Source organism: Arthrobacter sp. 01L42 (assembly GCF_056400005.1).
In genome coordinates this window covers 1-22,356 of record NZ_JBFTSL010000001.1, presented here as the reverse complement: position 1 = coordinate 22,356, position 22,356 = coordinate 1, and the positions used below count along the sequence as shown (strand labels likewise).

Sequence of the window (22,356 nt, the reverse complement as noted above, 5' to 3'; positions counted from 1 at the left end):
GTGGCTGGGGGTACTCACACAGTCATTTCATCATCGGGTACCGACAATTTATGCGACTCCCGCTCGAGCCGCTCCGCGATGGCATCGATCCGGTCGAAATCGGCGTCGGTGGGCGCCCACCGGCCGGAGGCCAGGTCAACACGCCAGCGCCCCTCGCCGGTCCGGCGGAAGTCCTCGTAGCGGCCCAGAAGCGGCGTCCCCTCCTGCAGATAAAGGCCCAATGCCTCGTGCTCCAGGCCGGGCGGGGCGTCTCCGCTGGATTTCAGGACACGCCACCAGGGCACGCTGCTGCCATAGTGGCTCATGACCGATCCGACCTGGCGCGGGCCGCCGGCACCGAGGAGTTCCGCAACGTCGCCGTAGGCCACCGCCGTGCCGGCCGGGATCAACGCCACGAGCTCCAGCACCGCCTCCACATACTCCGTCCGCATCGGTCCAGCCTAGCCGTTCCGGACTCCGGAACCGTGCCCGGGCGGCACGCCGCCACCCCGGTCAGGAACTGTCAGTGGCAGCAGGTAGCGTTGAAGCATGAGCACTTGGAACACCCTCCCCCGCGCAGCCTTCGACCTCGAAACCACCGGGCGGAACTCCCGCGCGGCGCGGATTGTCACAGCATCCATCACCGTGGTGGACTCCGACGGCGGGATTGTCCAGGAACACGAGTGGCTCGCGGACCCCGGGGTTGAGATTCCCACCGAGGCCAGCGACATCCACGGCGTCACCACCGAGAAGGCCCGCAGCGAAGGCCGCCCCGCCGGGGAAGTGACGCGGGAGGTCGCCGCCGTGCTCCAGGAGCTTTTCGACACGGGTGTGCCGGTCATCGCCTTCAACGCCAGCTACGACTTCACGGTGCTCGCCGCCGAGTCTGCCCGCTACGGCGTCCCTCAGTTGAGCCGCTTCCCCGTGCTGGATCCGTACGTCATGAACAAACAGGTGGACCGCTACCGCAAGGGCAAGCGCACGCTCACCGCCTTATGCGAGGAGTACGGCGTCAATCTGGACAACGCGCATACCTCCGCGGCCGATGCCCTGGCAACCCTTCGGATGCTCGATGCCATGGCCGGAAAATTCCCCAAGCTCAGGATGCCGGCGGGCAACCTGCACCAGCTCCAGGTCGAATGGGCCTCTGCCCAGGCCGCGGACTTCCAAAGCTACCTGCGCAAGACGAAGCCGGCCGCCGTGATCGAAGGCGACTGGCCCGTCCTGCCTCCCGAGGACGCCAGCCGGGGCGACTTCTAGGATTTCCGGACGCTGGGATTCCGGACGCTGGGCCCCGGCGCGGGAGCACTTCTTAAAACGAAACGTTCGCCGGCGGAACGGCTTAACTAGTCCCCCGCTGCGCGCAAATCCAGTGATTGCGACGGAGGTCACACGGCCCGGGGCTTCCACTTGCCGCCCGCTCCGGCGCCGATGATTCCGCGCCACCCCGCCAGCACTATCAGGATCAGCGCCGATCACACGCGATCCTGAAGATAGTTCGCAGAACGCACACATCATCTCTGATTTGTTCGGATTGAATGGGCGCCCACGTCGGATGACACAATTATCTTTCGCGGCGTGTCTGCTCCACCCGGCGCCCAAGCCAGCGGCCGGGGGCCCGATGAGCCTCCCGCGACCCACTGAATTTCAGACGAAAGTGATTGCGTGATGAAAAGCAAAGCCTTGAAGTGGCTGACCACCGTTCCCGTGGCCATCGCCGTGGCGGTTTCCCTTGCAGCCTGCGGCGGCGGTTCGGCCCAGTCAACGGCGTCACCGACGGATGCCCTCCAGGGCAGCGACCAGAAGTCCCTGGACAAATATACGACCAAGGACGTCACTCCCCTGGACCAGATTGACAAGTCCAAGCTCGGCCTGATCAGCGACGGAACCCTGACTGTGGGCACCCTTTCGGACGCCCCGCCGAACATCTACATCGACAAGTCGGGCAAGTTCACCGGCTACGACAACGAGCTCCTGCGCGCCATTGCGGACAAGCTGGGCCTCAAGGTGGAGTTCAAGGCGACCGGCTTCGCCTCGCTGCTCGCCCAGGTTCAGAACAAGCAGTTCGACCTCGGGTCCTCCTCGATCTCCACCACTGACGCGCGCCGCAAGACCGTGGGTTTCACCAACGGTTACGACTTCGGCTACATGGCCGTGGTCGCCAAGAAGGACTCCAACATCAAGGGGTTCAAGGACCTGACCAAGGACACCCGCATCGCCGTGGTCCAGGGCACGGTGCAGGATGACTACGTCACCAACACCCTCCAGATCGAGCCCGTCCGCTTCGAGGACTACAACACCGCGTATGCCAACTTGAAGAACGGCCAGGTCGACGCCTGGGTCGCTCCGTCCCAGCAGGCTACCGGCCAGGTCAAGGAAGGCGACGGCACGGTCATCGCCGAGTCGGTTGTAAACACCCAGAACTTCACCGCGTACGCCGTGAACAAGGAAAACCAGCCGCTCATCGACGCGCTGAACTCCGGCCTCGACGCCGTGATTGCCGACGGCACCTGGTCCAAGCTGACCAAGGAATGGTACCCGGACCGCGAGACCCCGGCCACGTGGTCCCCGGGCTCCAAGGCTGTCACCGTTCCGAAGTCCTAGTCCATGGATGCACTCGATCAACTCGTAAAGACCTTCTTTGACTGGGAGGCGATGGCAGCCGTCCTGCCGAACATGATTATGTTCGGCCTGCCCAACACCCTGATCCTGGCGGTTTCCTCGGGCGTGCTCGGGTGCATCCTGGGCATGGTCCTGGCCGTCATGGGCACGTCCCGCCTGACGCCGCTGCGGTGGCTCTCCCGGATCTACACGGACATCTTCCGCGGCGTTCCGGCTATTGTCATCATCCTCCTCATCGGCCTCGGGCTCGGACCCATAGTCCGGGTAGCGACCGGATCCACGAACCCGTTCCCGCTGGCCATCTTCGCCCTGACGCTCATGGCTGCGGCCTACATCGGCGAGATCTTCCGCTCGGGCATCCAGAGCGTGGAAAAGGGCCAGCTGGAGGCGTCCCGGGCCCTGGGCTTCAGCTATGGCTCGTCTATGCGCCTCGTGGTGATTCCACAGGGCGTCCGGCGCGTGCTCCCGGCCCTGGTCAACCAGTTCATCGCGCTGATCAAGGACTCGTCCCTGATCTATCTGCTGGGCCTGATCGCCAGCCAGCGCGAGATCTTCCGGATCGGTAACGACGCCGCCGCCAATACGGGAAACCTCTCGCCACTGGTTGCCGCCGCGTTCATGTATCTCATCCTGACCGTTCCGCTCACCCACTTGGTCAACTACATCGACAAGCGTCTGCGCACCGGCCGTCCGGAGAAGCGTCAGCCTGACGACGCCGCGGCCTTGATCGGGAAGGGAGCACAGCCATGAGCGAATTCGCCTCCGGCTCGCTGACCGGCAAGAACCTGCACTTGTCCTTCGGCACGAACCATGTCCTCCGCGGCATCGACCTTCATGTCGAGAAGGGCACCACTGCCTCGGTGATCGGGCCCTCCGGCTCAGGAAAATCGACGCTGCTGCGTGTCATGAACCGTCTGATCGAACCGGACCAGGGCGACATCCTGCTCGATGGCCGCTCGGTCCTGAAGGACAACCCGGACGAGCTGCGCCAGCGGATCGGCATGGTGTTCCAGCAGTTCAACCTGTTCCCGCACAAGACCGTTGTGGACAACGTCTCGCTGGCGCTGCGGAAGCTGCGCAAGCTGCCGGCGGAGCAGGCCCGGGCCGAGGCACTCGAGCAGCTCGACCTGGTGGGGCTCAAACACAAGGCCGACGCGCGTCCTGCCAATCTCTCCGGCGGCCAGCAGCAGCGTGTCGCCATTGCCCGCGCCCTGGCCATGAAGCCGGAGGTGATGTTCTTCGATGAGGCCACCTCCGCCCTCGACCCCGAGCTCGTCAAGGGTGTGCTGGCGCTGATGGCCGACCTCGCCAAGGGCGGCATGACCATGGTGGTGGTGACCCACGAGATGGGCTTCTCCCGCAATGTCTCGGACACCGTGACGTTCATGGACGCCGGCGTCGTCGTCGAGTCCGGTCCCCCGGAACAGATCTTTACCAGCCCGCGGACCGAGCGGCTGCAGGGGTTCCTCGCGGACGTTCTGTAGTTCGCTCCAGCGTCACGGCAGCTTAAATGACTGATGGCACCCGCAGCGGCGGGTGCCATCAGTCATTTAAGGGCTGAGGCTACGGCTTGGCGCCGGCCGCCGCCTTAGCCGCTGCCGGCAGGGCGTCGAAGATCCGGTTCATCGCGGCGTCGTCGTGCGCGGCGGAGAGGAACCAGGCCTCGAAGACCGACGGCGGCAGGTAGACGCCGGAGTCCAGCATGGAGTGGAAGAACGGGGCGTAGCGGTACACTTCCTGGCCCTGGGCGTCCTCGTAGTTGTGGACACCCCGGGCGCCCGTGCCGAAGGCCACGGAGAACAGGTTGCCTGCGCGCTGGATGGAGTGGTCCACGCCGGCCGCATCGAGTGCGGAGGACAGCGCCGCGGAGAGTTCCAGCGAGCGGGCATCCACGAACGAATAGACCTCGGGGGTGGCGTGCGTGAGGGTCGCGACCCCGGCGGCCATGGCCACCGGGTTACCGCTCAGAGTCCCGGCCTGGTAGACCGGGCCCAGCGGCGCCAGGTAGTCCATGACCTCCGCGCGTCCGGCGAGAGCCGCCGTCGGCATGCCGCCGCCAATCACCTTCCCAAATGTCAGCAGGTCCGGGGTCCACGGCTGGGCGGCACCGGCGGCGCCGCCGGTGAGGCCCCAGTAGCCGGAGTAGCCGGTGCGGAAGCCGGTCAGGACCTCGTCGAGGATCAGCAGAGCACCGTGTTCGCGGGTAATCCGGGAGAGGCCGGCGTTGAAGCCGTCGCCGGGGGCGACCACGCCCATGTTGGCGGGAGCGGCTTCGGTGATGACGGCGGCAATGCTGTCACCGTGCTTGGCGAAGGCGGCTTCGACGGCGCCGAGGTCGTTGTAGGGCAGCACGAGCGTCTCGGCGGCGGTCGCGGCGGTGACCCCGGCGGAGCCGGGCAGCGCGAGGGTCGCCAGGCCGGAGCCTGCGGCGGCGAGGAGGCCGTCGAGGTGGCCGTGGTAGCAGCCGGCGAACTTGATGATCAGATTGCGGCCGGTGAAGCCGCGGGCGAGCCGGACGGCCGTCATGGTCGCCTCGGTGCCGGTGGAGACCATCCGGACGCGCTCGGCGGCCGGGACGCGCTCCTTGACGATTGCGGCAAGGTTGGCCTCGTCCGGCGTGGAGGCACCGAAGGAGAGACCGCGGTCGACGGCGGCGTGCACGGCCGCCAGGACCTCCGGGTGGGCGTGCCCCAGCAGCGCCGGGCCCCAGGAGCAGACGAGGTCGACGTAGTCGGCACCGTCGGCGTCGGTCAGGTAGGCACCCTTGGCGGACACCATGAACCGCGGCGTCCCGCCCACGGAGCCGAAGGCGCGCACGGGCGAGTTCACGCCGCCCGGCATCAGCTGGCGGGCACGGTCAAAGAGTTCCTCGTTGCGAGGCATGCTGGAAGTCATGGTTTCTATTCTTTCAGTTCGCGGCGAGGTCTGTTCGCGGCCAGTTCAGTTGGCGCTAAGCAACGCGGCCACGCGGGGCGCCACTTCGGTGCCGAACAGCTCAATGGAGCGCATCATGGCCGTGTGCGGCAGGGTGCCGTTGCTGTACTTGAGGTCAAAGCGGTCCACGCCCAGGTTCTTTTTGAGCAGGGCAATCTTCGCGGCCACGGTTTCCGGCGACCCGACATAGAGGGCTCCCTCGGGCGTACACATCGCGTCGAACTCGCCCCGGCTGGCGGGGCCCCAGCCGCGTTCGGCCCCGATCCGGTTCCGCTGCTGTAGCCAGTGCGGGAAGAACTCCTCGCGGGCGTCCTCATCCGTGGCGGCAACGTGGCCGGGCGAATGCGTGGCCATCTGCTGCATCGGGTGCCCGTACTTGGCCATGGCCTCACGGTAGAGGTTGGCCAGGGGCGCGAAGGACCGCGGCTGGCCGCCAATGATCGCGAAAATGATCGGGTAGCCGTACTCGGCGCAGCGCAGCACCGACTCGGGCGTGCCGCCGACGCCGATCCAGGTCGGCAGGAGGTGGTGTTCCAGCGGCGGGTAGACGCTCAGGCCGCTGATGGCCGGCCGGGTGCGTCCCTCCCAGTGGACCGGTTTCTGCGCCCGGACCTTGTCGAAGAGCTCGAGCTTTTCCTCGAACAGGACCTCGTAGTCCGCCAGGTCCAGGCCGAACAGCGGGAAAGACTCGATGAAGGACCCGCGGCCCAGCATGACCTCTGCCCGGCCGCCGGAGATGGCGTCCACGGTGGCGAAGCGCTGGAACACCCGTATCGGGTCATCGGAGCTGAGCACTGTCACGGCCGAGCCGAGCCGGATGTTCTTGGTGCGGGCAGCCGCCGCGGCCAGGAATACCTCCGGGGCGGAGACAGCGAAGTCGCGGCGGTGGTGCTCCCCCACCGCGAAGGCGTGCAGGCCGATCTGGTCCGCGAGTTCGGCCTGTTCCAGGAGCTGGCGCAGCACCTGGGCGTGCGGGACGGGATGGCCGTCCGGGAAGACCCCGACGTCGCCGAAGGTGTTCAGGCCCAGGAGGATGCGGTTGGGCCCCACCGGCGCGGTGGGCGTGGAATTGAGCGGGGCGTCCGCGGATTCGGGGGCCGTGTTCATCGGGTTTCCTTGAGCCAGCCGGCGAGCTCGCTCGCCCAGTAGGTCAGCACCATGTTGGCGCCGGCGCGTTTGATGCCCAGGACGGACTCGGTGATGGCGGCCCGGCGGTCGATCCAGCCGTTTGCGGCGGCGGCCTCGATCATCGAGTACTCGCCGGAAATCTGGTAGGCGGCCACGGGGACCGGGCTCATGGCGGCGACGTCGGCGAGGATGTCCAGGTAGCTCATGGCAGGCTTCACCATGACCATGTCGGCGCCTTCGGCCAGGTCCAGGTCCACCTCGAGGATGGCCTCCCGGCGGTTGGCGGCGTCCATCTGGTAGGTGCGGCGGTCGCCGGTCAGCTGTGAGTCGACGGCCTCGCGGAACGGGCCGTAGAACGCGGAGGCATATTTCGCGGCGTAGGCCACGATCGCGGTGTTGGCGTGCCCGGCGTCCTCCAGGGCCTGCCGGATCACGGCGACCTGGCCGTCCATCATGCCGGACGGGCCCAGGACGTGGGCGCCGGCGTCGGCCTGGGCAACCGCCATCTGGCCGTAGATTTCCAGGGTGGCATCGTTGTCGACGTAGCCGTTGGCGTCCAGGACACCGCAGTGGCCGTGGTCGGTGAATTCGTCGAGGCACACGTCGCTCATGACCACGAGGTCGTCGCCGACCTCGGCGCGGACGTCCCGGATGGCCTTGTTCAGCACGCCGTCGGGGTCCAGCGACGCCGTCCCGCGCGCGTCCCGGACGGCGGGGACGCCGAACAGCATGATGCCGCCGACGCCCAGCTGGACAGCCTCGGCCGCGGCACGCCTGAGCGAATCGGTGGTGTGCTGCTGCACGCCGGGCATCGAGGCGATCGGGTTGGGCTCACTCAGGCCTTCGCGGATGAAGGCCGGCAGGATGAGCTCCGAGGCTGAGAGCCGGTGTTCGGCCGTCAGCCGGCGCATGGCCGGGGTGGTGCGGAGCCGGCGGGGGCGGTGGGTCGGGAAGCTCATATGGTGTCCTTTGCTGAGGGCTCTGCGGCTGACGGAGGCGATGGGGGCTGCTGGTGGTCAAAGGACCGCACGACGGCGGCAACCAGGCCGGACGCCGTCGGCTCTTCGGCGACGGCGTCGACGCTGAGTCCGAGGGAGGCCGCCTCGGCCGCCGTCGAGCGTCCGATGGCGACGAAACGGCAGGTGCCCAGCGGGCCGAGGTCCGCGTGGATGCGGCGGGCGGCGCTCGGGGAGGCGGCGACGACGGCGTGCAGCCGGCCGGCCCCGATTTCGGCTTTCGCCTCGGCCGTGGTGAGCACGGTGGGCGGCGGCGCGTCCTGCCCGGCCGGACTGATCCCCTGCGACAAGGTCGCCTGTGGCGGGGCCGGCGGGAATGCGGGCAGGGCCCGGCGCGGATCGGCAGGATAGTCGACGGTGTTGTACGCGGTGACGGCCTGGACGGCCGCACCGCGGGCCTCGAGGCCCTTGCGGAGCCGCGGGTCCGCTATGTCCGTCTGGGGCAGGAGCACGCTGCCCTGGTTCGCGGGCCAGATGTCGAGCAGGCCCGTGCCGGATTGCTGGCCCGCGGGTGCAAGGTCGACGCTGATGCCCCGGGACTCCAGCTCACGGCGGGTCGCCGGGCCGATCGTGGCCACGAGGATGCTGCCGGGCAGCCAGCTGCTGAGGGAGGCGCCGCGTTCCGCGGCTTTCGCCTCAAGTGCCTGGACTGTGGTCACGCTGCTGATCACGAGCCACGTGTAGGCCCCGGCGCCGAGGGCGTCGAAGGCGACGTCGAGGGAGTGCTGGTCGCTGGCCTGCTCAAAGTCAATCAGCGGGAGCAGCAACGGCTCGGCGCCGACACGGCGGAGGGCCGTGACGAGTTCCCCCGCGCGGTCCGGGCTGCGGGCAACCAGCACGCGGGCGCCCTCCGGCACCCTCATGCCGGTTGGGCCGCCCGTGTGGTTGCGGTCGCTGTGCCGTGCCATGAAGTGGTGGATCCGCGGTTCAGGAAGCTGCCAGGTCCGCGATGTCCGCGGCGCCGCGGGCCAGCAGGACTTCCGCCAGCTCGATCCCGAGCAGCGTTGCCCCGACCTCGGTGAGGCCGTCGGTGGCTTTCTTGTCGCGGACGGTTGCCGTGCCGTCGACGGCGCAGACCACCGCCTCGAGGTGCAGCATGCTGCCTTTGCGGTAGGCGTAGGCGCCCACCGGGGCGGCGCATCCGGCCTCCAGCCGGGCCAGCAAAGCCCGTTCGGCCGTGACGGCGAGCCGGGTGTCCGGATCATCGAGGGCCGCGAGGGCCTGCGCCAGCACGCCCTGGGAGCCTTCCGTGGACCCGGCCCGGCGGGGAGCGTCGGCGGTGCGGCATTCGATCGCCAGGGCACCCTGCCCGGCGGCCGGCAGCATGATGTCCGTCTCAAGGTATTCGCTGACCGCGTCGAGCCGGCCGATCCGGTGCAGTCCGGCAGCTGCGAGCACGACGGCGTCGAGGTCGTTTGACTTGCCGTCAACGACGGCGTCGTTCGTGTTGCCCGACAGCCCGGGGACGCGTCCCAGCCGGGTGTCCACGTTCCCGCGGATGTCGCGGATGTCCAGGTCCGGACGCACGGCGCGGAGCTGGGCCGCGCGGCGCGGGGAGCCGGTGCCGACGCTCGCGCCGCTCGGCAGGTCGGCGAGCTTCAGCCCGTCGCGGGCGCACAGCACGTCCCGGACGTCGACGCGTTGGGGTGTGGCCGCGAGGCTCAGGCCGAGGGCCGGACCGGTCGGGAGGTCCTTGAGCGAATGCACGGCGATATCGCAGACGTCCTGCAACAGGGCGTCGCGGAGCGCGGCGACGAAGACGCCGGTACCGCCCATCTGGGACAGCGAGCCTTTGAGGACGTCGCCGTCGGTCCGGATATGGACCAGCTCCACGGGGAACCCGCCGACGGCGGCCAGCTGGTCCGCGGTCTGCTGGGTCTGGGTCAGGGCGAGTTTGCTGGCGCGCGTGCCGATCCGGACGCTCATGCGGTTCCCTGGCCCGCCGCCGCAGCAGCCGTGCCCGAAGCCACAGGTGCGGCCGGGTAGGGATCGTGTCCGGTCCCGACGGTGGTGTCGGCTCCGGCGATGGTGGGCTTTTCGCCGCGGAAGTTAGCGCAGCAGCCGGGACGGCAGACGTCGTACCAGGGGCCGAGCTTGGTCAGGTGCGGCCGCTCGGCGATGTTGTTCGCGACGGTCCGCTCGCAGATGAGGTCCACAAGTCCGGCGACAAACTTGCGGTGCGTTCCGGGCGTGGGGACGCGGGTTGCGGCCAGTTCCAGCCGGGCGCAGGTCTCAAGCGCCTCGGTGTCCAGATCCCAGACCACTTCCATGTGGTCGCTGACAAAGCCCAGCGGCACAATCACGATGCCCTTGACGCCCTGGCCTGCGAGCTCCTCGATGGCGTCGTTGATGTCCGGTTCGAGCCACGGCACGTGCGGGGCGCCGGAGCGGGACTGGTAGACGAGGGACCAGGGTGCGGTCAGGCCGGTCGCGTCTTCCACCCGGCGGATGACCTCGGTGCCGGAGGCCAGGTGCTGTGCGGCGTAGGCGGAGTCTTCCTCAAAAGTGCGCGGCTCGCCCTCGGACCGGCCGGCGGCCTCGGCATCGCGGGTCGGGATGGAGTGCGTCGCGAACAGGATGTGCACGGGGGCGTCCGGGGTGCCGGCGGCGGCCAGCTGGGCACGGACGTCGGCGAGGCCGGCGGCGGTGCCCTCGATGAAGGGCTCCACGAACCCGGGGTGGTCGAAGTACTGGCGCACCTTGTCGACCTCGAGCTTGCCGTCGAGCCCGGTTTCGGTCAGCGCCATGCCGATGTCCTCGCGGTACTGGCGGCAGCTGGAGTAACAGGAGTAGGCGCTCGTGGTGAGCATGAGCACCTTGCGGTGGCCGGCGTCGTAGATCTCCTGCAGGGTCTGCGGGATGTACGGGTCCCAGTTGCGGTTGCCCCAGAACACCGGCAGCGCGATGCCGCGGGCTGCAAGTTCGGCCTCGATGCCGGCCTTGAGCTGACGGTTCTGTCCGTTGATGGGGCTGATGCCGCCGTTGGCGCGGTAGTGGTGCGAGACCTCTTCGAGCCGTTCGTCGGGGATGCCGCGGCCGCGGGTGACGTTGCGGAGGAACGGGATGACGTCCTCCTGGCCTTCGGGTCCGCCGAAGGAGGCGAGGAGCACTGCGTCGTACTCCTTGGGGGCCATCCGGCCGGCCTCGGTGACGGTGTTCACGGCGGTTACCGGGGCGGCGGATTCCTGCGGATCGAGCGGGCTCATGCCAGGACCTCGGCAATCTCGGCGGCGGTGACGCGGCGGCCGGTGTAGAAGGGGATTTCCTCGCGGACGTGGTGCCGTGCTTCGGTGGCGCGCAGGTGGCGCATCAGGTCCACGAGGTCCACGAGCTCGGGGGCTTCCAGTCCGAGGATCCATTCCCAGTCGCCGAGGGCGAAGGAGGAGACGGTGTTGGAGATGACCTGGGGGAAATCGCGGCCCAGCATGCCGTGGTCGCGGAGCATGGCGCCGCGCTCGGCGTCCGGGAGCAGGTACCACTCGTAGGAGCGGACGAAGGGGTAGACACAGAGCCATTCCGCCGGTTCCACGCCGCGGGAAAACGCCGGGGTGTGGTTCTTGGCGAACTCGGCCTCCCGGTGCACGCCCATGGCGGACCAGACGATCTCGGTGCCGGCGAACAGCTTGCTGCGCCGGATGTCCCGCACTGCCCGCTGCAGCGCTTCCGGCCGGGGACCGTGCAACCAGACCATAATGTCCGCGTCGGCCCGCATCGCCGAGACGTCGTAGCTGCCGCGGTGGACAACTCCGGCGTCGGCGAGGCTTTTCATCAGGGCCTCGAAGTCCTCAGCGGCATCGGCGCCGCGCAGGATGTCCGCTGACCGCTTGAATACGGTCCAAAGGGTGAAGAACTGCTCAGTTGAATCTTCGGGCGCCGATGCCCCGGCGACTGATTCTCCGGGGGCTGACATTCCGGTTTTAGTGACAGATTCGGCAGAAGTGTGGCTCATGCATACCAGTCTGCCTCCTCTCCCCAGCTAAGTCGAAAAAAAGCACTTCTACAGCGCGTAGAAGTGCTTTATTTCACATGCGGGGCGCGGGAGGTGGGGGCGCATCCGCGGGAGGCGGGTCTGCGGGAGGGGGCGCGTCCGCGGGAGGCGGGTCTGCGGGAGGGGGTGCGTCCGCGGGAGGCGGGTCTGCGGGAGGGGGTGCGTCCGCGGGAGGCGGGTCCTCTCAGCTCCGGCGCATCCGGAGGACCGCGGCGCCGGCGCCGAGCGAGAGCGCCACCAGGCCGATGCCCCAGCCGACCAGCGGGGACAGGCCAGCCGGTTCCAACGTCGAGGTTGCCTCGAGGGAGGAGTTGCCGGAGTGGCCCTTGGCCGGAGCCGGCGCCTGGGTCCAGCCGGCTGTGTTTGAACCCGCTGGGGACGGGTGCGGTGTGGCCGACTTCGAGGCCGACGCCTGCGCGCCGGCACCGTTGCCCGCGGCCGGCACCGCGGTGCCGGACTGTGGATCGGCGGCCGGGTCGGCGGCCGCGCTGCCCGGTGCCGGCCAGCCGGGGGCCTGTCCGGTGGGAGCAGACCCGGCGGATCCGCCTGCGGCGGGAGCTCCCGGAGCCGGGGCGGCGGGCGGCGCGGCGGGGTCCTGCGGCCCGCCGGGCGGCGCAACCTTCGCGGGCGGGGTGCTCGACGCCGGTGGAGTACTGGTGCGCGGGGCCGTGGGTTCGGGATTGCTGGGCTCGGGGTCGCTGGGTTCCGGGTCGCTGGGCTCGGGGTCGCTGGGCTCCGGGCTGCTGCCGTGCGACGGCGACGGGGAGGACTCGCCCGAGCCGGCGGACGGCGAGGGGCTCGGCGTCGTCGAGGAACCCAGCAGGCTGTCCAGCACGTCGCCGAGGCCGAGGGTCAGCGAACCCTGCGCGGACGGTGCGGTGGACGCCGCCGCGGACAACCCTGCGGCCGCCTGCGAGGCAGGAGCCCCGGCGGTGCCAGCCAGTACGGCCCCGAGCGCGACCGCCGCCGCGCCGCTTCGAAGGCCCCGATGGCGGCCGGTCTTCGTTGTTGACACCTTGGACCTGAAAATAAACATGGTCATCGAGCCTAGCCGGAATCGACCAGCAGGAAAAACTTGCAAAAACCGCGAATTTCCGGCACGAAACCGCCGTGACCGGAGGGGTTCAGGGTGCCTTTGGAACCGCTGTGATTCTTGTGACTGAAGTTGTGCTTGGGACTCGGAAACCTCGTTCGGAACAGCCACATTCAGGGTCACCGAATTCAGGGTCACCGAATTAAGCGCAGGCACATTGAGGCAACCACATTCAGCGCAGCCACGTTCAGCGCAGCCACGTTCAGCGCAGCCACGTTCAGCGCAGCCACGTTGAGGACAACGTTCAGGACAACAGGGCGCGGACCTGCTGCGGGGTGTCGGCCACGATCGCTGCCAGGCCATTGCCGGACAGCCAGCCGCCCACCACGGCAAGCGTGCCGTCCGCGGCACAGACGCTCCGGACGGCCGCGACGCGCTGCCTGTGGCCCAGGGACGCAAACGGCAGCGCGCCGGCCCAGCGGACCACGTCCCAATCGGCCACGTCCCCGGCGCCGACTGGCACCGCCAGCAGGGCCGACGCATCAGCCAGGGCTGCGCGGAAAAGTTCATCGTCGGAGCGCGGCGCCGCGGCCAGTCCGCCGCCGCGGGGCTCGGGCAATGCCCGGGGAGTAACAGCCTCTGGAGCTGCACTCCGCCCGTAGGAGAGCCGGAGCACATGCCGTCCCGGGCCTGCCTGCTCCGCCAGCCACGCCCATTTGGCGGTGGCGTGCGTCAGCGCCTTGGCCTGCACACCCGGGCTCTGCGGCGCAACAAGCACGCCGGTGCCGCGTGGCGCCGCGTCAAGGGCCGTGAGGTCCACCACGAGCGTGACAAGGCTGACGTCGGGTCCGGCATCGGGGCGGTGGCCGGCAAGTTCCGGCAGGGACTCCTCAAGCAGCCCGACGGCGGCGGGACCCTCGACCGCAACCGCGAGGAGCCCGGCGTCGAAAGTGGCCTGGTCCGTGGCCACGCGCCAGCCGTCGGCTGTGCGCCGCACTGACCGGGCCGCGGTGCCGGGCAGCAGGGTGACTCCGCGCTGACGCAGATCGGCCAGCAGGGCGGCGACGAGGGTGTGCATGCCGCCGCGCAGCCCGGCGACGGCGGAACCGGCCTTCTGGAGCCCGCCGGCCTGGCCTGTTCCGGACGGTCCGGCTGGTCCGGGGGGTCTGCCCGTGGCGGCCGCCGCTCCCCTGCGCTGGGCCGCGACGGCGGCGGCGAGGGAACCGTGCTGGCGGATGCCGGCCCGCAGACCGGGGGCCACCATGTCGACGTCGAGCACTGAAGGGTCGGCCGAGTGGACGCCGCCGACCACCGGTGCGACGAGCCGGTCCAGGACCCGCCTGCCCATCCGCCGGCGGACAAGGGCTGACACGCTCGTTGCCCCGGCAGCGGTGCCCAGCGAGGCCGGCAGCACGGCGTCCACGGAGGCGCGGAGGGATCCCAGCAGGCCCAACGACCGGCGGACTTCCGGATCCCACGGGCTCGCCGGGATGCCCAGCACACCGGTCCTAGGCAGTTCCCGGGGGCCGTCAGGCAACTGGACCCAGGCCCCGCCGGGGTTCGGCGCGACGATCTGGCCGGCCAGCCCCAGCTCCGCGGCGAGATCGGCTACGGCGGCGGTGCGGGTGGCGAAAGACTCCGCGCCGCTGTCCAGGGTCAGTCCGGCCACGACATGGCTGCCGACGCAGCCGCCCCAGGCCTCGCCGGCCTCCAGGACGGTGGTGCGGACCCCGGCCCGGGCGAATTCCCGTGCCGCAAGCAGTCCGGAAATCCCGCCCCCGATCACGACGGCGGTACCTTCCACGGGAGTCCCGGCGGCGCCTGCGTCCACGCCCCTACTCCGGAGCGATGGAGTGGATGAGTTCGACGACGCGCGTGAGCACCTCAGGGTCCGTCTCCGGCGGCACGCCGTGGCCGAGGTTCAGGACGTGCCCGGGCGCCGCGGAGCCGGCCGCGATCACCTCTCGGACGTGGGCTTCGAGGACTTCCCACGGTGCCGAAAGCAGTGCCGGGTCGATGTTGCCCTGCAGCGGGACGGTGCCGCCGAGGCGGCGGTTGGCTTCGTCCAGCGGCAGCCGGTAGTCGACCCCCACGACGTCAACGCCGACGTCGCGCATCGCGACGAGCAGTTCCGAGGTGCCGGTGCCGAAGTGGATCAGGGGTGCGCCCAGGTGCCGGACATGGTCCAGGGCACGGGACGACGCCGGCGCAACGAAGCGCTGGTAGTCGGCCAGTCCCAGCGAACCGGCCCAGGAGTCGAAGAGCTGGCCGGCGGAGGCGCCGGCTTCCAGCTGTGCGCGGAGGAACATCCCCGAGGCATCGGCGGCCCAGTTGGCCAGGGCAGTCCAGGTTTCGGGGTCGGCGTGCATCATGGTGCGCGGGCCGAGGTGGTCTCGGGAAGGCTTGCCTTCCACCATGTACGCGGCGAGGGTAAAGGGCGCACCGGCGAAGCCGATCAGCGGGGTGCTGCCGAGCTCGGCCACCGTGAGCCGGACGGCTTCGCGGATGGGCTCCAAGGCCTCCCAGGTCAGCTGCGGCAGGGCGGCAACGTCCGCGGCCGTGCGGACCGGTTTGTCCAGGACGGGTCCGACGCCGGGCACGATGTCCACTCCGACGCCGGCCAGCTTGAGCGGGATGACAATGTCCGAGAAGAAGATGGCGGCATCGACGTCGTGGCGGCGGACCGGCTGCAGGGTGATCTCGGAAGCGAGCTCGGGGCGCAGGCACGAGTCCAGCATCGCGACGCCCTCACGGACCTTGAGATATTCGGGCAGTGAGCGGCCGGCCTGGCGCATGAACCAGACGGGACGGCGGGAGGGCTTGCCGCCGCGGTAGGCGGTGATCAGCGGCGAATCCGCGGTGCGGCCGTCCATCAGCGGGTGGCCGGCATCGAGGCCGCGGGCGGCGCCGTCAATGGCTGCATTGCCGGCTGCGCCGTTGTCGGACGTACTGAATGTGGTCGTGCCGGCACGTGCCGCAGCGCTTGGAGTCATGACTTCGATTGTGCCCAAATTTGTGCCTAAAAGATAACGACAGCCTGTCACGCCGGCTCTGACACCGGCCCCGAGTGCCGCGTCGTGGCGGGAATCACAGGCCAGGGTGCCTGAGCCCACGCCCGGACAGTTGTTCTACACGGGCGCGAAAAAGCTATGATGGTGATGCTGTGGTTCTTTTTTCATTGGTGGCTACACACGCCGACATCGACCTCGAAACCGTTGCTCAGTTGAGCACCGGTGCTTCAGGGATCGCCACATCCGCCCTCGCCGGATCGCCGGCCGTGGCGGGTGCCGTTGTCCTTGCCACCTGCAACCGCCTTGAAATCTACGGTGAAGCCCCCCATCCGGACGCCGTCGCCGCGGCCCGGGCGGCCCTCATCACCCACATCAGCGGCGCCAGCGGACTCAACGATCAGCTCGTCTCCCGCGCCTTCAGCACCCGCACCGGCGCCGAGGTCAGCCAGCACCTCTTCTCGGTCAGCTCCGGTCTGGACTCCGCCGTGGTGGGCGAACGGGAAATTGCCGGGCAGGTCCGCCGCGCCTTGATCACGGCCCAGCACGAGGGCACCGCCAGCTCCGGCCTGGTCCGGCTGTTCCAGGCCGCGTCCAAGACAGCCAAGGACGTCGGCGCCCAGACGGCGTTGGGTTCGCGCGGGCTCTCCATCGTCTCCGTGGCACTGGACCTCGCCACTGACCTGTCGGAAAACCCGGACTGGTCCGCCAAGAAAGCCGTCGTCTTCGGGACCGGCGCCTATGCCGGTGCCACCATGTCCCTGCTGCGTGAACGTGGCTGCACCGATGTCTCTGTCTATTCCTCCTCCGGCCGCGCCGCCAGCTTCGTCGCCACCCGGGGCGGCACGGCACTGAACGAGGACACGCTTCCGGGCGCAGTTGCCGGGGCCGACGTCATGATCGGCTGCAGCGGCTCCGACAGCCGGGTCGAAGCGGACGAACTCGCCCGGATCCGGGCGAACTCGCCCCAGCCGCTGATCGCGATCGATCTCGCTTTGACCCATGACTTCGACCCCGCTGTCGGCGACCTCGACGGCGTCGAACTGCTTACGCTGGAATCGGTCCGGCTGGCCGCACCGCAGGAACAGGCCGAGTCGCTCGAACAGGCCAGCAGCATCGTGGCCGGGGCGGCCAGCGCCTTCGAGCAGGAGCGCGAGGCCAGGAGCGTCGACTCGGCGATCGTCGCCTTGCGCCGCCACACGATGAATGTCCTGGATGCGGAAATGGAAAAGGTCCGGGCCCGGCACGGCTGCACGGCCGCCGCCGAAGAAGTCGAATTTGCCCTGCGCCGCATGGTGAAACAGCTTCTCCACGTCCCCACCGTCCGGGCCCGCGAACTGGCCTCCAACGGACAGCAGGACGCCTACATTGCCGGTCTTGAGGCGCTGTACGGCATCACGGTGGAGCCCACCGCCGGCGCAACGGTTGCAGGTGCCGCCGGTTCCGGGGCCGCGTGCCCCGTGGACCACAACGCCGCTGTCCACAACCCCGGTGCCCGCAACCCCGGCGACCCCGGCCCCGCCGCGGGCGACATCCGCGAAACCGCGTAGCTGCCCCGCGCGTTCCCGCGCCGCGGTTTATCCCTGGATTATCCGGGGAAAGCGTTGATCCCGGTCATTTCGGCCGACACCTGCCACAGCCTAGTGGCCGCCTCCCGGTCCACCGCGTGGGCATCCACTCCCCTGATCCTGGCTTCGGGCGATCCCGGCACCGTGGCTTCGGCGATGTCGCAGTCCTCGCAGTAGACGCCGCCCATTCCTTCGAGCGCCGGCGCGGTTGCGGCCCAGACCGAGGTGGCGGCGCCCTGCGCGGGTGTCTTGAAGCGCGGGTCGAGTTTGCCGTGCTCGTCCATCCAGCCCGCGGCGATCATCTCCTCCCGCGGCAGGTGCCGTTGCAGCTCCGTCATGATCCCGCCGGGATGTACTGCGAAGGCGCGCACGCCAAAGTTCCGGCCCAGGGCATCGAGCTGGACGGCGAAGAGCGCGTTCGCCGTCTTGGCCTGGCCGTAGGCACGCCATTTGTCGTAGCCGGCGTCGAAATTGATGTCATCGAAGCGAATGGCCGAGAGCTTGTGGCCGGTCGAGGACAGCGAGACCACGCGGGCTCCCTGCGCCGCGGCAAGCGCCGGCCACAGCAGGTTGGTCAAGGCAAAATGGCCGAGGTGGTTCGTGGCGAACTGTGATTCCCAGCCGGGTCCCACCCTTTGCTCCGGACTTGCCATGATGGCGGCGTTGTTGATGAGGATGTCCAGGCTGCGGCCTGAGCCCAGCGCCGCGCCAGGTGCCGGGCCGGCCAGGAAGCCGGCGGCGAACTCCTTCACACTGTCCTGGTCCGCCAGGTCCAATTCGGCAACTTCCAGTTCGGCAACGCTGACGCCGCCGCCAGCCGTTGCCGGCGTCAGCCCCGCCGCGGCCAGGACGTCGCGGGCATGCTCGGGCCGCCGGGCCGGCACCACGACGGTGGCGCCGGCGGAGGCCAGCGCCCGCACGGTCTCCAGGCCCAGCCCCGAGTAGCCGCCCGTGACAATAGCGGTCTTCCCGGTCAGGTCGATGCCGGCAATGACGTCGGCCGCCGTCGAATCCCGGCCGAACCCGGAGCCAATCTTGCGCTGGGACGTCACTGTATTTTCCTGGCTCACGGCGTCTTCCTCTCTCACGACATTTTCCTCGCTCATGACCAGGCCTTTCGTTTTAGGGCGCCGCTCGGCGGAGCATGTTGTGCGGTATCGCGGCCTTGCTGGCCATATGGGCCGCCGCGGCTCAATACACCGGTTTCCCGGGCTCCACGTCCCGTACCCAGGCGAGAATGCCGCCTTCGAGGTGGCTGACGCGCTCGTACCCGACGGCGCGGGCTGCGGACAGGATGGCGGCGGATCGTGTTCCGGCCTTGCAGTGGAAGACAATTTCGGCATCCTGGGGCAGTTCCTGCCACGCCTCGCCGGCAAGGATGCGGCCTTGCGGGATCAGCTCCGACCCCTCAATGCGGACGATTTCGTATTCTCCCTGCTCCCGCACGTCCACGAGGTGGAAGTCTTTGAGGCCGGCCTTGCGGGAGGCCAGCATGGTGGCGAGCTGGGTCGCCGTCACGGTGTGCTCGGTACCGGCATCCGCCGTTGGAGTGATCCCGCAGAAGGCCTCGTAATCGGTGAGTTCGGTGATTCGTGCTGCCGCCGGGTCCTTGGTCACCTTGATCTCGCGCCAGGTGCCGCCCAGAGCGTCATAGAGCGCCAGCCGGCCCAGCAGGGACCGGCCGACGCCGGTGATCAGTTTGACCGCCTCGGTCACCATCAGCGCTCCGACGGCGGCGCACAGCATGCCGAACACGCCGCCTTCGCCGCAGGACGGCACGGATCCGGGCGGGGGTGCCTCCGGGTAGAGGTCCCGGTAGGTGGGCCCGAACTGTTCCCAAAAGACGCTGACCTGGCCGTCGAAACGGAAAATCGATCCCCAAATGTAGGGCTTGCCGAGGATGGCGGCGGCGTCGTTGACGAGGTAGCGCGTGGCAAAGTTGTCGGCGCCGTCGAGGATCAGGTCGTAGCCGGCAAAGAGCTCCAGTGCGTTGGACGCGTCGAGCCGGACGTTGTGGAGCCGGACGTCCACGAGCGGGTTCAGGGCCTTAATGGCGTCGCGGGCGGACTCGATTTTCGGCCGGCCCACATCCGCGACACCATGGATGATCTGGCGTTGGAGGTTGCTGAGGTCGACGTCGTCGTCATCAACGATGCCAAGGGTGCCGACCCCCGCGGCGGCGAGATAGAGCAGGGCCGGGGAGCCGAGGCCACCGGCACCGATCACCAGGACTTTCGCGTTCTTGAGGCGTCGCTGGCCGATCGCGCCGATCTCCGGAATGATCAGGTGCCGCGAGTAGCGTTCCACCTCGTCCGGCCTGAGGTCCGCAGCCGGGTCGACCAACGGTCCGGGCTGCGGATCCAGCTTCGTCTGGGGGGTTGCGGGGGCACCGGCGGCGGTGAACTTGGAAGCCATACTTCAATCTATGCCCGAAGATACCACCAGGTCATATTACCCGCGCGTAAGGTGTAATTGAGTGCAAGGTAGTTCAGTACAAAATGCAAAATATTGCCATTGCGCGCAATGGGGTGAATAAGGGAAAGAAGGCCGACAGTGGTTCATCAGGCACCGTTGGAGCGGGACGAGTCCGGCAAGCCGACGGCAGGGCAGCCCCGGAGCGGACAACGCTCGGCCCGCCTCCCCCGCGACGAACGCCGGGCGCAGCTGCTGGCGGCCGCGCAGGAAGTTTTCGTGGCGAACGGCTACCACGGTGCCGCCATGGACGAGATCGCCGAGACCGCCCACGTCAGCAAGCCGGTGTTGTACCAGCACTTCCCCTCCAAGCGGGACCTCTACCTGGCTCTGCTGGACAGCCACCTCAGCAAGCTGACCGACCTCCTGCTTGGCGCCCTGAACTCCACCACCGACAATGACGAGCGCGTCCAGGCCGTCATGCGCGCCTATTTCCGCTTCATCGCGCACGACGACCAGGCCCACCGGCTCGTCTTCGAGTCGGATCTGATTAACGATCCCGACGTCAGCGCGCGGCTGGAAACGTTCAACAAGACCTTTGCCGACGCCGTCGCTCATGTCATCGCCGAGGACACCAAACTGCCTGAGCTGGAGGCCCAGCTGCTGGGCCGCGGACTCGCCGGCATGGCTCACGTGAGCGCACGGTATTGGCTGGAAACGGACGGGAATCTGGATCTCGATGTAGCCAGCGACCTCATCTACCGTTTAGCTTGGCGCGGAATCTCCCGCTTCCCCAAAGGGACCTAGACTACAACTAGAGATTGACCTTAGACATTTTTTGGACGTTGATTGGCTGGGAGGCCTTGCTGTGGAAGTAAAGATTGGTATTCAAAACATTGGCCGCGAAATTGTCCTCGAATCGGCGCAGGATGCCGAAGCCGTCGCCAAGGTAGTTGGCGACGCGATCGCCAAGGGCAGCGAACTGCGGCTGACGGACGACAAAGGCCGCCTGGTGATCGTCCCCGCCAATGTTCTGGGCTACGTGGAAATCGGCGCAGAAGAGGCCCGCCGCGTCGGCTTCGGTGCCCTCTAGCCCCGTTCTTCCCACGACCGTCCTTCATCGCAGTTTCTACATCGTGAGGTGTCCTGAATGCTTTCCCTGATTGTGGTCGCCATGGTGACCGTGGCTGCGGGTTTCGTGGTGTGGGCCAACGACAAGCGGCACCAGAAGTACGGCGTCGCCGTCCCCGCGGGGGTTGCTGCATCCGTCGGTATGCTCAGCTGGATCATCTTCATAGCGGCCGGATTCGGCTACCAGCCGGGCCTGACCTGGATCCCGTGGATCCTGCCGATGGTCCTGGGCACTGCGGCCTCAATCGCGGCCGTGGTGTACCTCGGCAGGGCCCGGACGCGGCAGGACACCGAGCGACTCACGGGCATCCTGAAGCTCTAGTTCGTTAGCCCCGCGCAGCTGTTTCGGCGCGCAACTGTGACCACGCACCCAACGGGGTGCGTGGTCACAGTTCATTTGGGGTTCGGCCGAGTGCGCCGTACCGGAGTCATTCCGAGGCGGAACTGTGCCCATCACTTTTGTCGGAGCCCTCAAATAGACTCGAGCCATGGAAGCCGTCAGGGATTTCATCAGGGATTTCACCGCCTGCGGGGACGAGGCGGAGGGCACGGAGCAGGGTGCAGCCCCGGTCGGGCAATCCGGTATGGACGCCGCCCTGGCCGCGCTGCGGGCGGTGGGTTCGACGGCGGTGGAGGATGCGGGGTCGTGGGGCTTCAGGGCCGCGTCGGACTTCGCCGGCGGCGTGGAGGAAGTCTCCCGCGCGGTGGAGTATCTGCAGCTCGTCGCGGCGGCCGCCGTGGACCGGACCAGGAAGCAGTCCGCAGCCGCGGGGTTCGCGGCGGGGGCGGTAACGGGGGCGGTCACCGGGTGGACCACCGGCTGGCGTGAGAGCGGCGGCGGGTGGCAGACCGGCGCACCCGGAACCGCGGAACCCGCCGGCGCCTCCTTGGCCTCGGCTCCCGCCGGCGGGCCCCGTTCCTCGGCTCCCGCCGGCAGGTCTGTTGGGGCGGTTCCCGCCGGCACCTCCTTGTCCTCGGCTCCCGCCGGAAGCCCCGGAACGGGTGAGCCGGCGGTGCCGGAATCGGTGCTGGATGACGGGTACCGGAACACGGTGGAGTTCCTGCGGGCGCGGCTGCGGATCAGCGCCGCGGAGGCCAGGCGCCGGCTCTGCTTGGCCGACACGCTGCTGCCCCGGCAGGGACTCGCCGGCCGGCCCATCCCGCCCGTGCACCCGGAGCTCGGGGCCGCCGTCGCGGCCGGCGAGGTCGCCTCCCGGGCCGCGACCGTCATCACGCTCGCCCTGGACCGGGTCCGGCACAGCTGCCTCCCGGAGGCAGCGGCGGCGATGGAGCACGCCCTGACCCGCACCGCGGCCGAGAACGACGCCGACTTCCTGGCCCGGATCGCCCGCCGGTGGACGGAGGCGCTGGACCAGGACGGCGCCGAGCCCTCCGAGGAACTGCTCCGCCAGCTCCAGGGCGCCTTCCTCCGCAAACCCCGGCACGGCCTGCAGCACCTGGAAATCTTCGCCACCACGGACCAGTTCGAACACCTGATCACCGTGATGAACACCGCCACCAACCCCCGCACCGGCCC

Annotated in this window: 22 protein-coding genes; 9 read left to right on the top strand and 13 right to left on the bottom strand. The window is 68.9% G+C overall.

The window, feature by feature from the left end:
• Positions 1-14: 14 nt before the first annotated feature.
• Positions 15-431 (bottom strand): MGMT family protein, encoded by a 417-nt coding sequence (locus AC1DN2_RS00110; protein ID WP_028277185.1) that lies wholly within the window; start codon positions 429-431, stop codon positions 15-17.
• Positions 432-528: 97 nt separating this feature from the next.
• On the opposite strand from AC1DN2_RS00110, the gene AC1DN2_RS00105 reads away from it, so the two are divergent.
• The 4 genes from AC1DN2_RS00105 to AC1DN2_RS00090 all read left to right on the top strand — a co-directional run bounded on the left by AC1DN2_RS00105 (position 529) and on the right by AC1DN2_RS00090 (position 4,085).
• Positions 529-1,239, top strand: a complete 711-nt coding sequence (locus AC1DN2_RS00105) for an exonuclease domain-containing protein (protein ID WP_476848757.1) — start codon at positions 529-531, stop codon at positions 1,237-1,239.
• A gap of 408 nt (positions 1,240-1,647) precedes the next feature.
• Complete coding sequence (locus tag AC1DN2_RS00100) at positions 1,648-2,583, top strand: ABC transporter substrate-binding protein (protein ID WP_223913927.1); 936 nt, start codon at positions 1,648-1,650, stop codon at positions 2,581-2,583.
• Positions 2,584-2,586: 3 nt separating this feature from the next.
• Positions 2,587-3,351: an amino acid ABC transporter permease gene (locus AC1DN2_RS00095; RefSeq protein ID WP_028277188.1), complete on the top strand. Its 765-nt coding sequence runs from the start codon at positions 2,587-2,589 to the stop codon at positions 3,349-3,351.
• Positions 3,348-4,085, top strand: a complete 738-nt coding sequence (locus AC1DN2_RS00090; protein ID WP_028277189.1) for an amino acid ABC transporter ATP-binding protein — start codon at positions 3,348-3,350, stop codon at positions 4,083-4,085. Before AC1DN2_RS00095 ends, AC1DN2_RS00090 begins: the two co-directional genes overlap by 4 nt.
• A gap of 79 nt (positions 4,086-4,164) precedes the next feature.
• On the opposite strand, the gene hemL is transcribed toward AC1DN2_RS00090, so the two are convergent.
• The 10 genes from hemL to hemE all read right to left on the bottom strand — a co-directional run bounded on the left by hemL (position 4,165) and on the right by hemE (position 15,693).
• Positions 4,165-5,496, bottom strand: coding sequence for a glutamate-1-semialdehyde 2,1-aminomutase (gene hemL / locus AC1DN2_RS00085; protein WP_476848756.1), 1,332 nt, complete (start codon positions 5,494-5,496; stop codon positions 4,165-4,167).
• A gap of 45 nt (positions 5,497-5,541) precedes the next feature.
• Positions 5,542-6,642: an LLM class flavin-dependent oxidoreductase gene (locus AC1DN2_RS00080; RefSeq protein WP_476848755.1), complete on the bottom strand. Its 1,101-nt coding sequence runs from the start codon at positions 6,640-6,642 to the stop codon at positions 5,542-5,544.
• The gene (gene hemB / locus AC1DN2_RS00075; protein ID WP_223913922.1) at positions 6,639-7,622 is read right to left on the bottom strand and encodes a porphobilinogen synthase; all 984 of its coding nucleotides are present in this window, start codon (positions 7,620-7,622) and stop codon (positions 6,639-6,641) included. Before hemB ends, AC1DN2_RS00080 begins: the two co-directional genes overlap by 4 nt.
• Positions 7,619-8,587: a uroporphyrinogen-III synthase gene (locus AC1DN2_RS00070; protein WP_476848754.1), complete on the bottom strand. Its 969-nt coding sequence runs from the start codon at positions 8,585-8,587 to the stop codon at positions 7,619-7,621. Before AC1DN2_RS00070 ends, hemB begins: the two co-directional genes overlap by 4 nt.
• A gap of 19 nt (positions 8,588-8,606) precedes the next feature.
• Positions 8,607-9,605 (bottom strand): hydroxymethylbilane synthase, encoded by a 999-nt coding sequence (gene hemC, locus AC1DN2_RS00065; RefSeq protein WP_230010623.1) that lies wholly within the window; start codon positions 9,603-9,605, stop codon positions 8,607-8,609.
• Complete coding sequence (locus tag AC1DN2_RS00060; protein WP_476848753.1) at positions 9,602-10,885, bottom strand: ferrochelatase; 1,284 nt, start codon at positions 10,883-10,885, stop codon at positions 9,602-9,604. Before AC1DN2_RS00060 ends, hemC begins: the two co-directional genes overlap by 4 nt.
• Positions 10,882-11,628 (bottom strand): hydrogen peroxide-dependent heme synthase, encoded by a 747-nt coding sequence (gene hemQ / locus AC1DN2_RS00055; RefSeq protein WP_028277195.1) that lies wholly within the window; start codon positions 11,626-11,628, stop codon positions 10,882-10,884. Before hemQ ends, AC1DN2_RS00060 begins: the two co-directional genes overlap by 4 nt.
• A 223-nt stretch (positions 11,629-11,851) precedes the next feature.
• Positions 11,852-12,709: a hypothetical protein gene (locus AC1DN2_RS00050; protein ID WP_476848752.1), complete on the bottom strand. Its 858-nt coding sequence runs from the start codon at positions 12,707-12,709 to the stop codon at positions 11,852-11,854.
• Between the two features lie 295 nt (positions 12,710-13,004).
• A complete protein-coding gene (locus tag AC1DN2_RS00045) occupies positions 13,005-14,531 on the bottom strand; it encodes a protoporphyrinogen/coproporphyrinogen oxidase (protein WP_476848751.1) in 1,527 nt (508 codons plus the stop codon).
• Positions 14,532-14,535: 4 nt separating this feature from the next.
• A complete protein-coding gene (gene hemE / locus AC1DN2_RS00040) occupies positions 14,536-15,693 on the bottom strand; it encodes a uroporphyrinogen decarboxylase (protein WP_476848750.1) in 1,158 nt (385 codons plus the stop codon).
• Positions 15,694-15,863: 170 nt separating this feature from the next.
• On the opposite strand from hemE, the gene AC1DN2_RS00035 reads away from it, so the two are divergent.
• Positions 15,864-17,258: a glutamyl-tRNA reductase gene (locus AC1DN2_RS00035; RefSeq protein WP_476848749.1), complete on the top strand. Its 1,395-nt coding sequence runs from the start codon at positions 15,864-15,866 to the stop codon at positions 17,256-17,258.
• A gap of 38 nt (positions 17,259-17,296) precedes the next feature.
• Here the strand turns inward: AC1DN2_RS00035 and AC1DN2_RS00030 are convergent, their stop codons facing one another.
• Together AC1DN2_RS00030 and moeB are read right to left on the bottom strand one after the other, a co-directional pair.
• A complete protein-coding gene (locus AC1DN2_RS00030; RefSeq protein ID WP_476848748.1) occupies positions 17,297-18,382 on the bottom strand; it encodes an SDR family NAD(P)-dependent oxidoreductase in 1,086 nt (361 codons plus the stop codon).
• Positions 18,383-18,467: 85 nt separating this feature from the next.
• The gene (gene moeB / locus AC1DN2_RS00025; protein ID WP_476848747.1) at positions 18,468-19,691 is read right to left on the bottom strand and encodes a molybdopterin-synthase adenylyltransferase MoeB; all 1,224 of its coding nucleotides are present in this window, start codon (positions 19,689-19,691) and stop codon (positions 18,468-18,470) included.
• 156 nt (positions 19,692-19,847) lie between these two features.
• Here moeB and AC1DN2_RS00020 point away from each other — a divergent pair, with 156 nt between their 5' ends.
• The 4 genes from AC1DN2_RS00020 to AC1DN2_RS00005 all read left to right on the top strand — a co-directional run.
• On the top strand, positions 19,848-20,495 hold the full coding sequence (locus AC1DN2_RS00020) for a TetR/AcrR family transcriptional regulator (RefSeq protein WP_476849005.1): 648 nt from the start codon (positions 19,848-19,850) through the stop codon (positions 20,493-20,495).
• Positions 20,496-20,556: 61 nt separating this feature from the next.
• Positions 20,557-20,781, top strand: a complete 225-nt coding sequence (locus AC1DN2_RS00015; RefSeq protein WP_028278253.1) for a DUF3107 domain-containing protein — start codon at positions 20,557-20,559, stop codon at positions 20,779-20,781.
• Between the two features lie 57 nt (positions 20,782-20,838).
• The gene (locus AC1DN2_RS00010; protein ID WP_476848746.1) at positions 20,839-21,141 is read left to right on the top strand and encodes a hypothetical protein; all 303 of its coding nucleotides are present in this window, start codon (positions 20,839-20,841) and stop codon (positions 21,139-21,141) included.
• Between the two features lie 166 nt (positions 21,142-21,307).
• Positions 21,308-22,356 (top strand): DUF222 domain-containing protein (locus tag AC1DN2_RS00005; protein ID WP_476848745.1); only part of this gene is annotated, 1,049 nt, incomplete at its 3' end.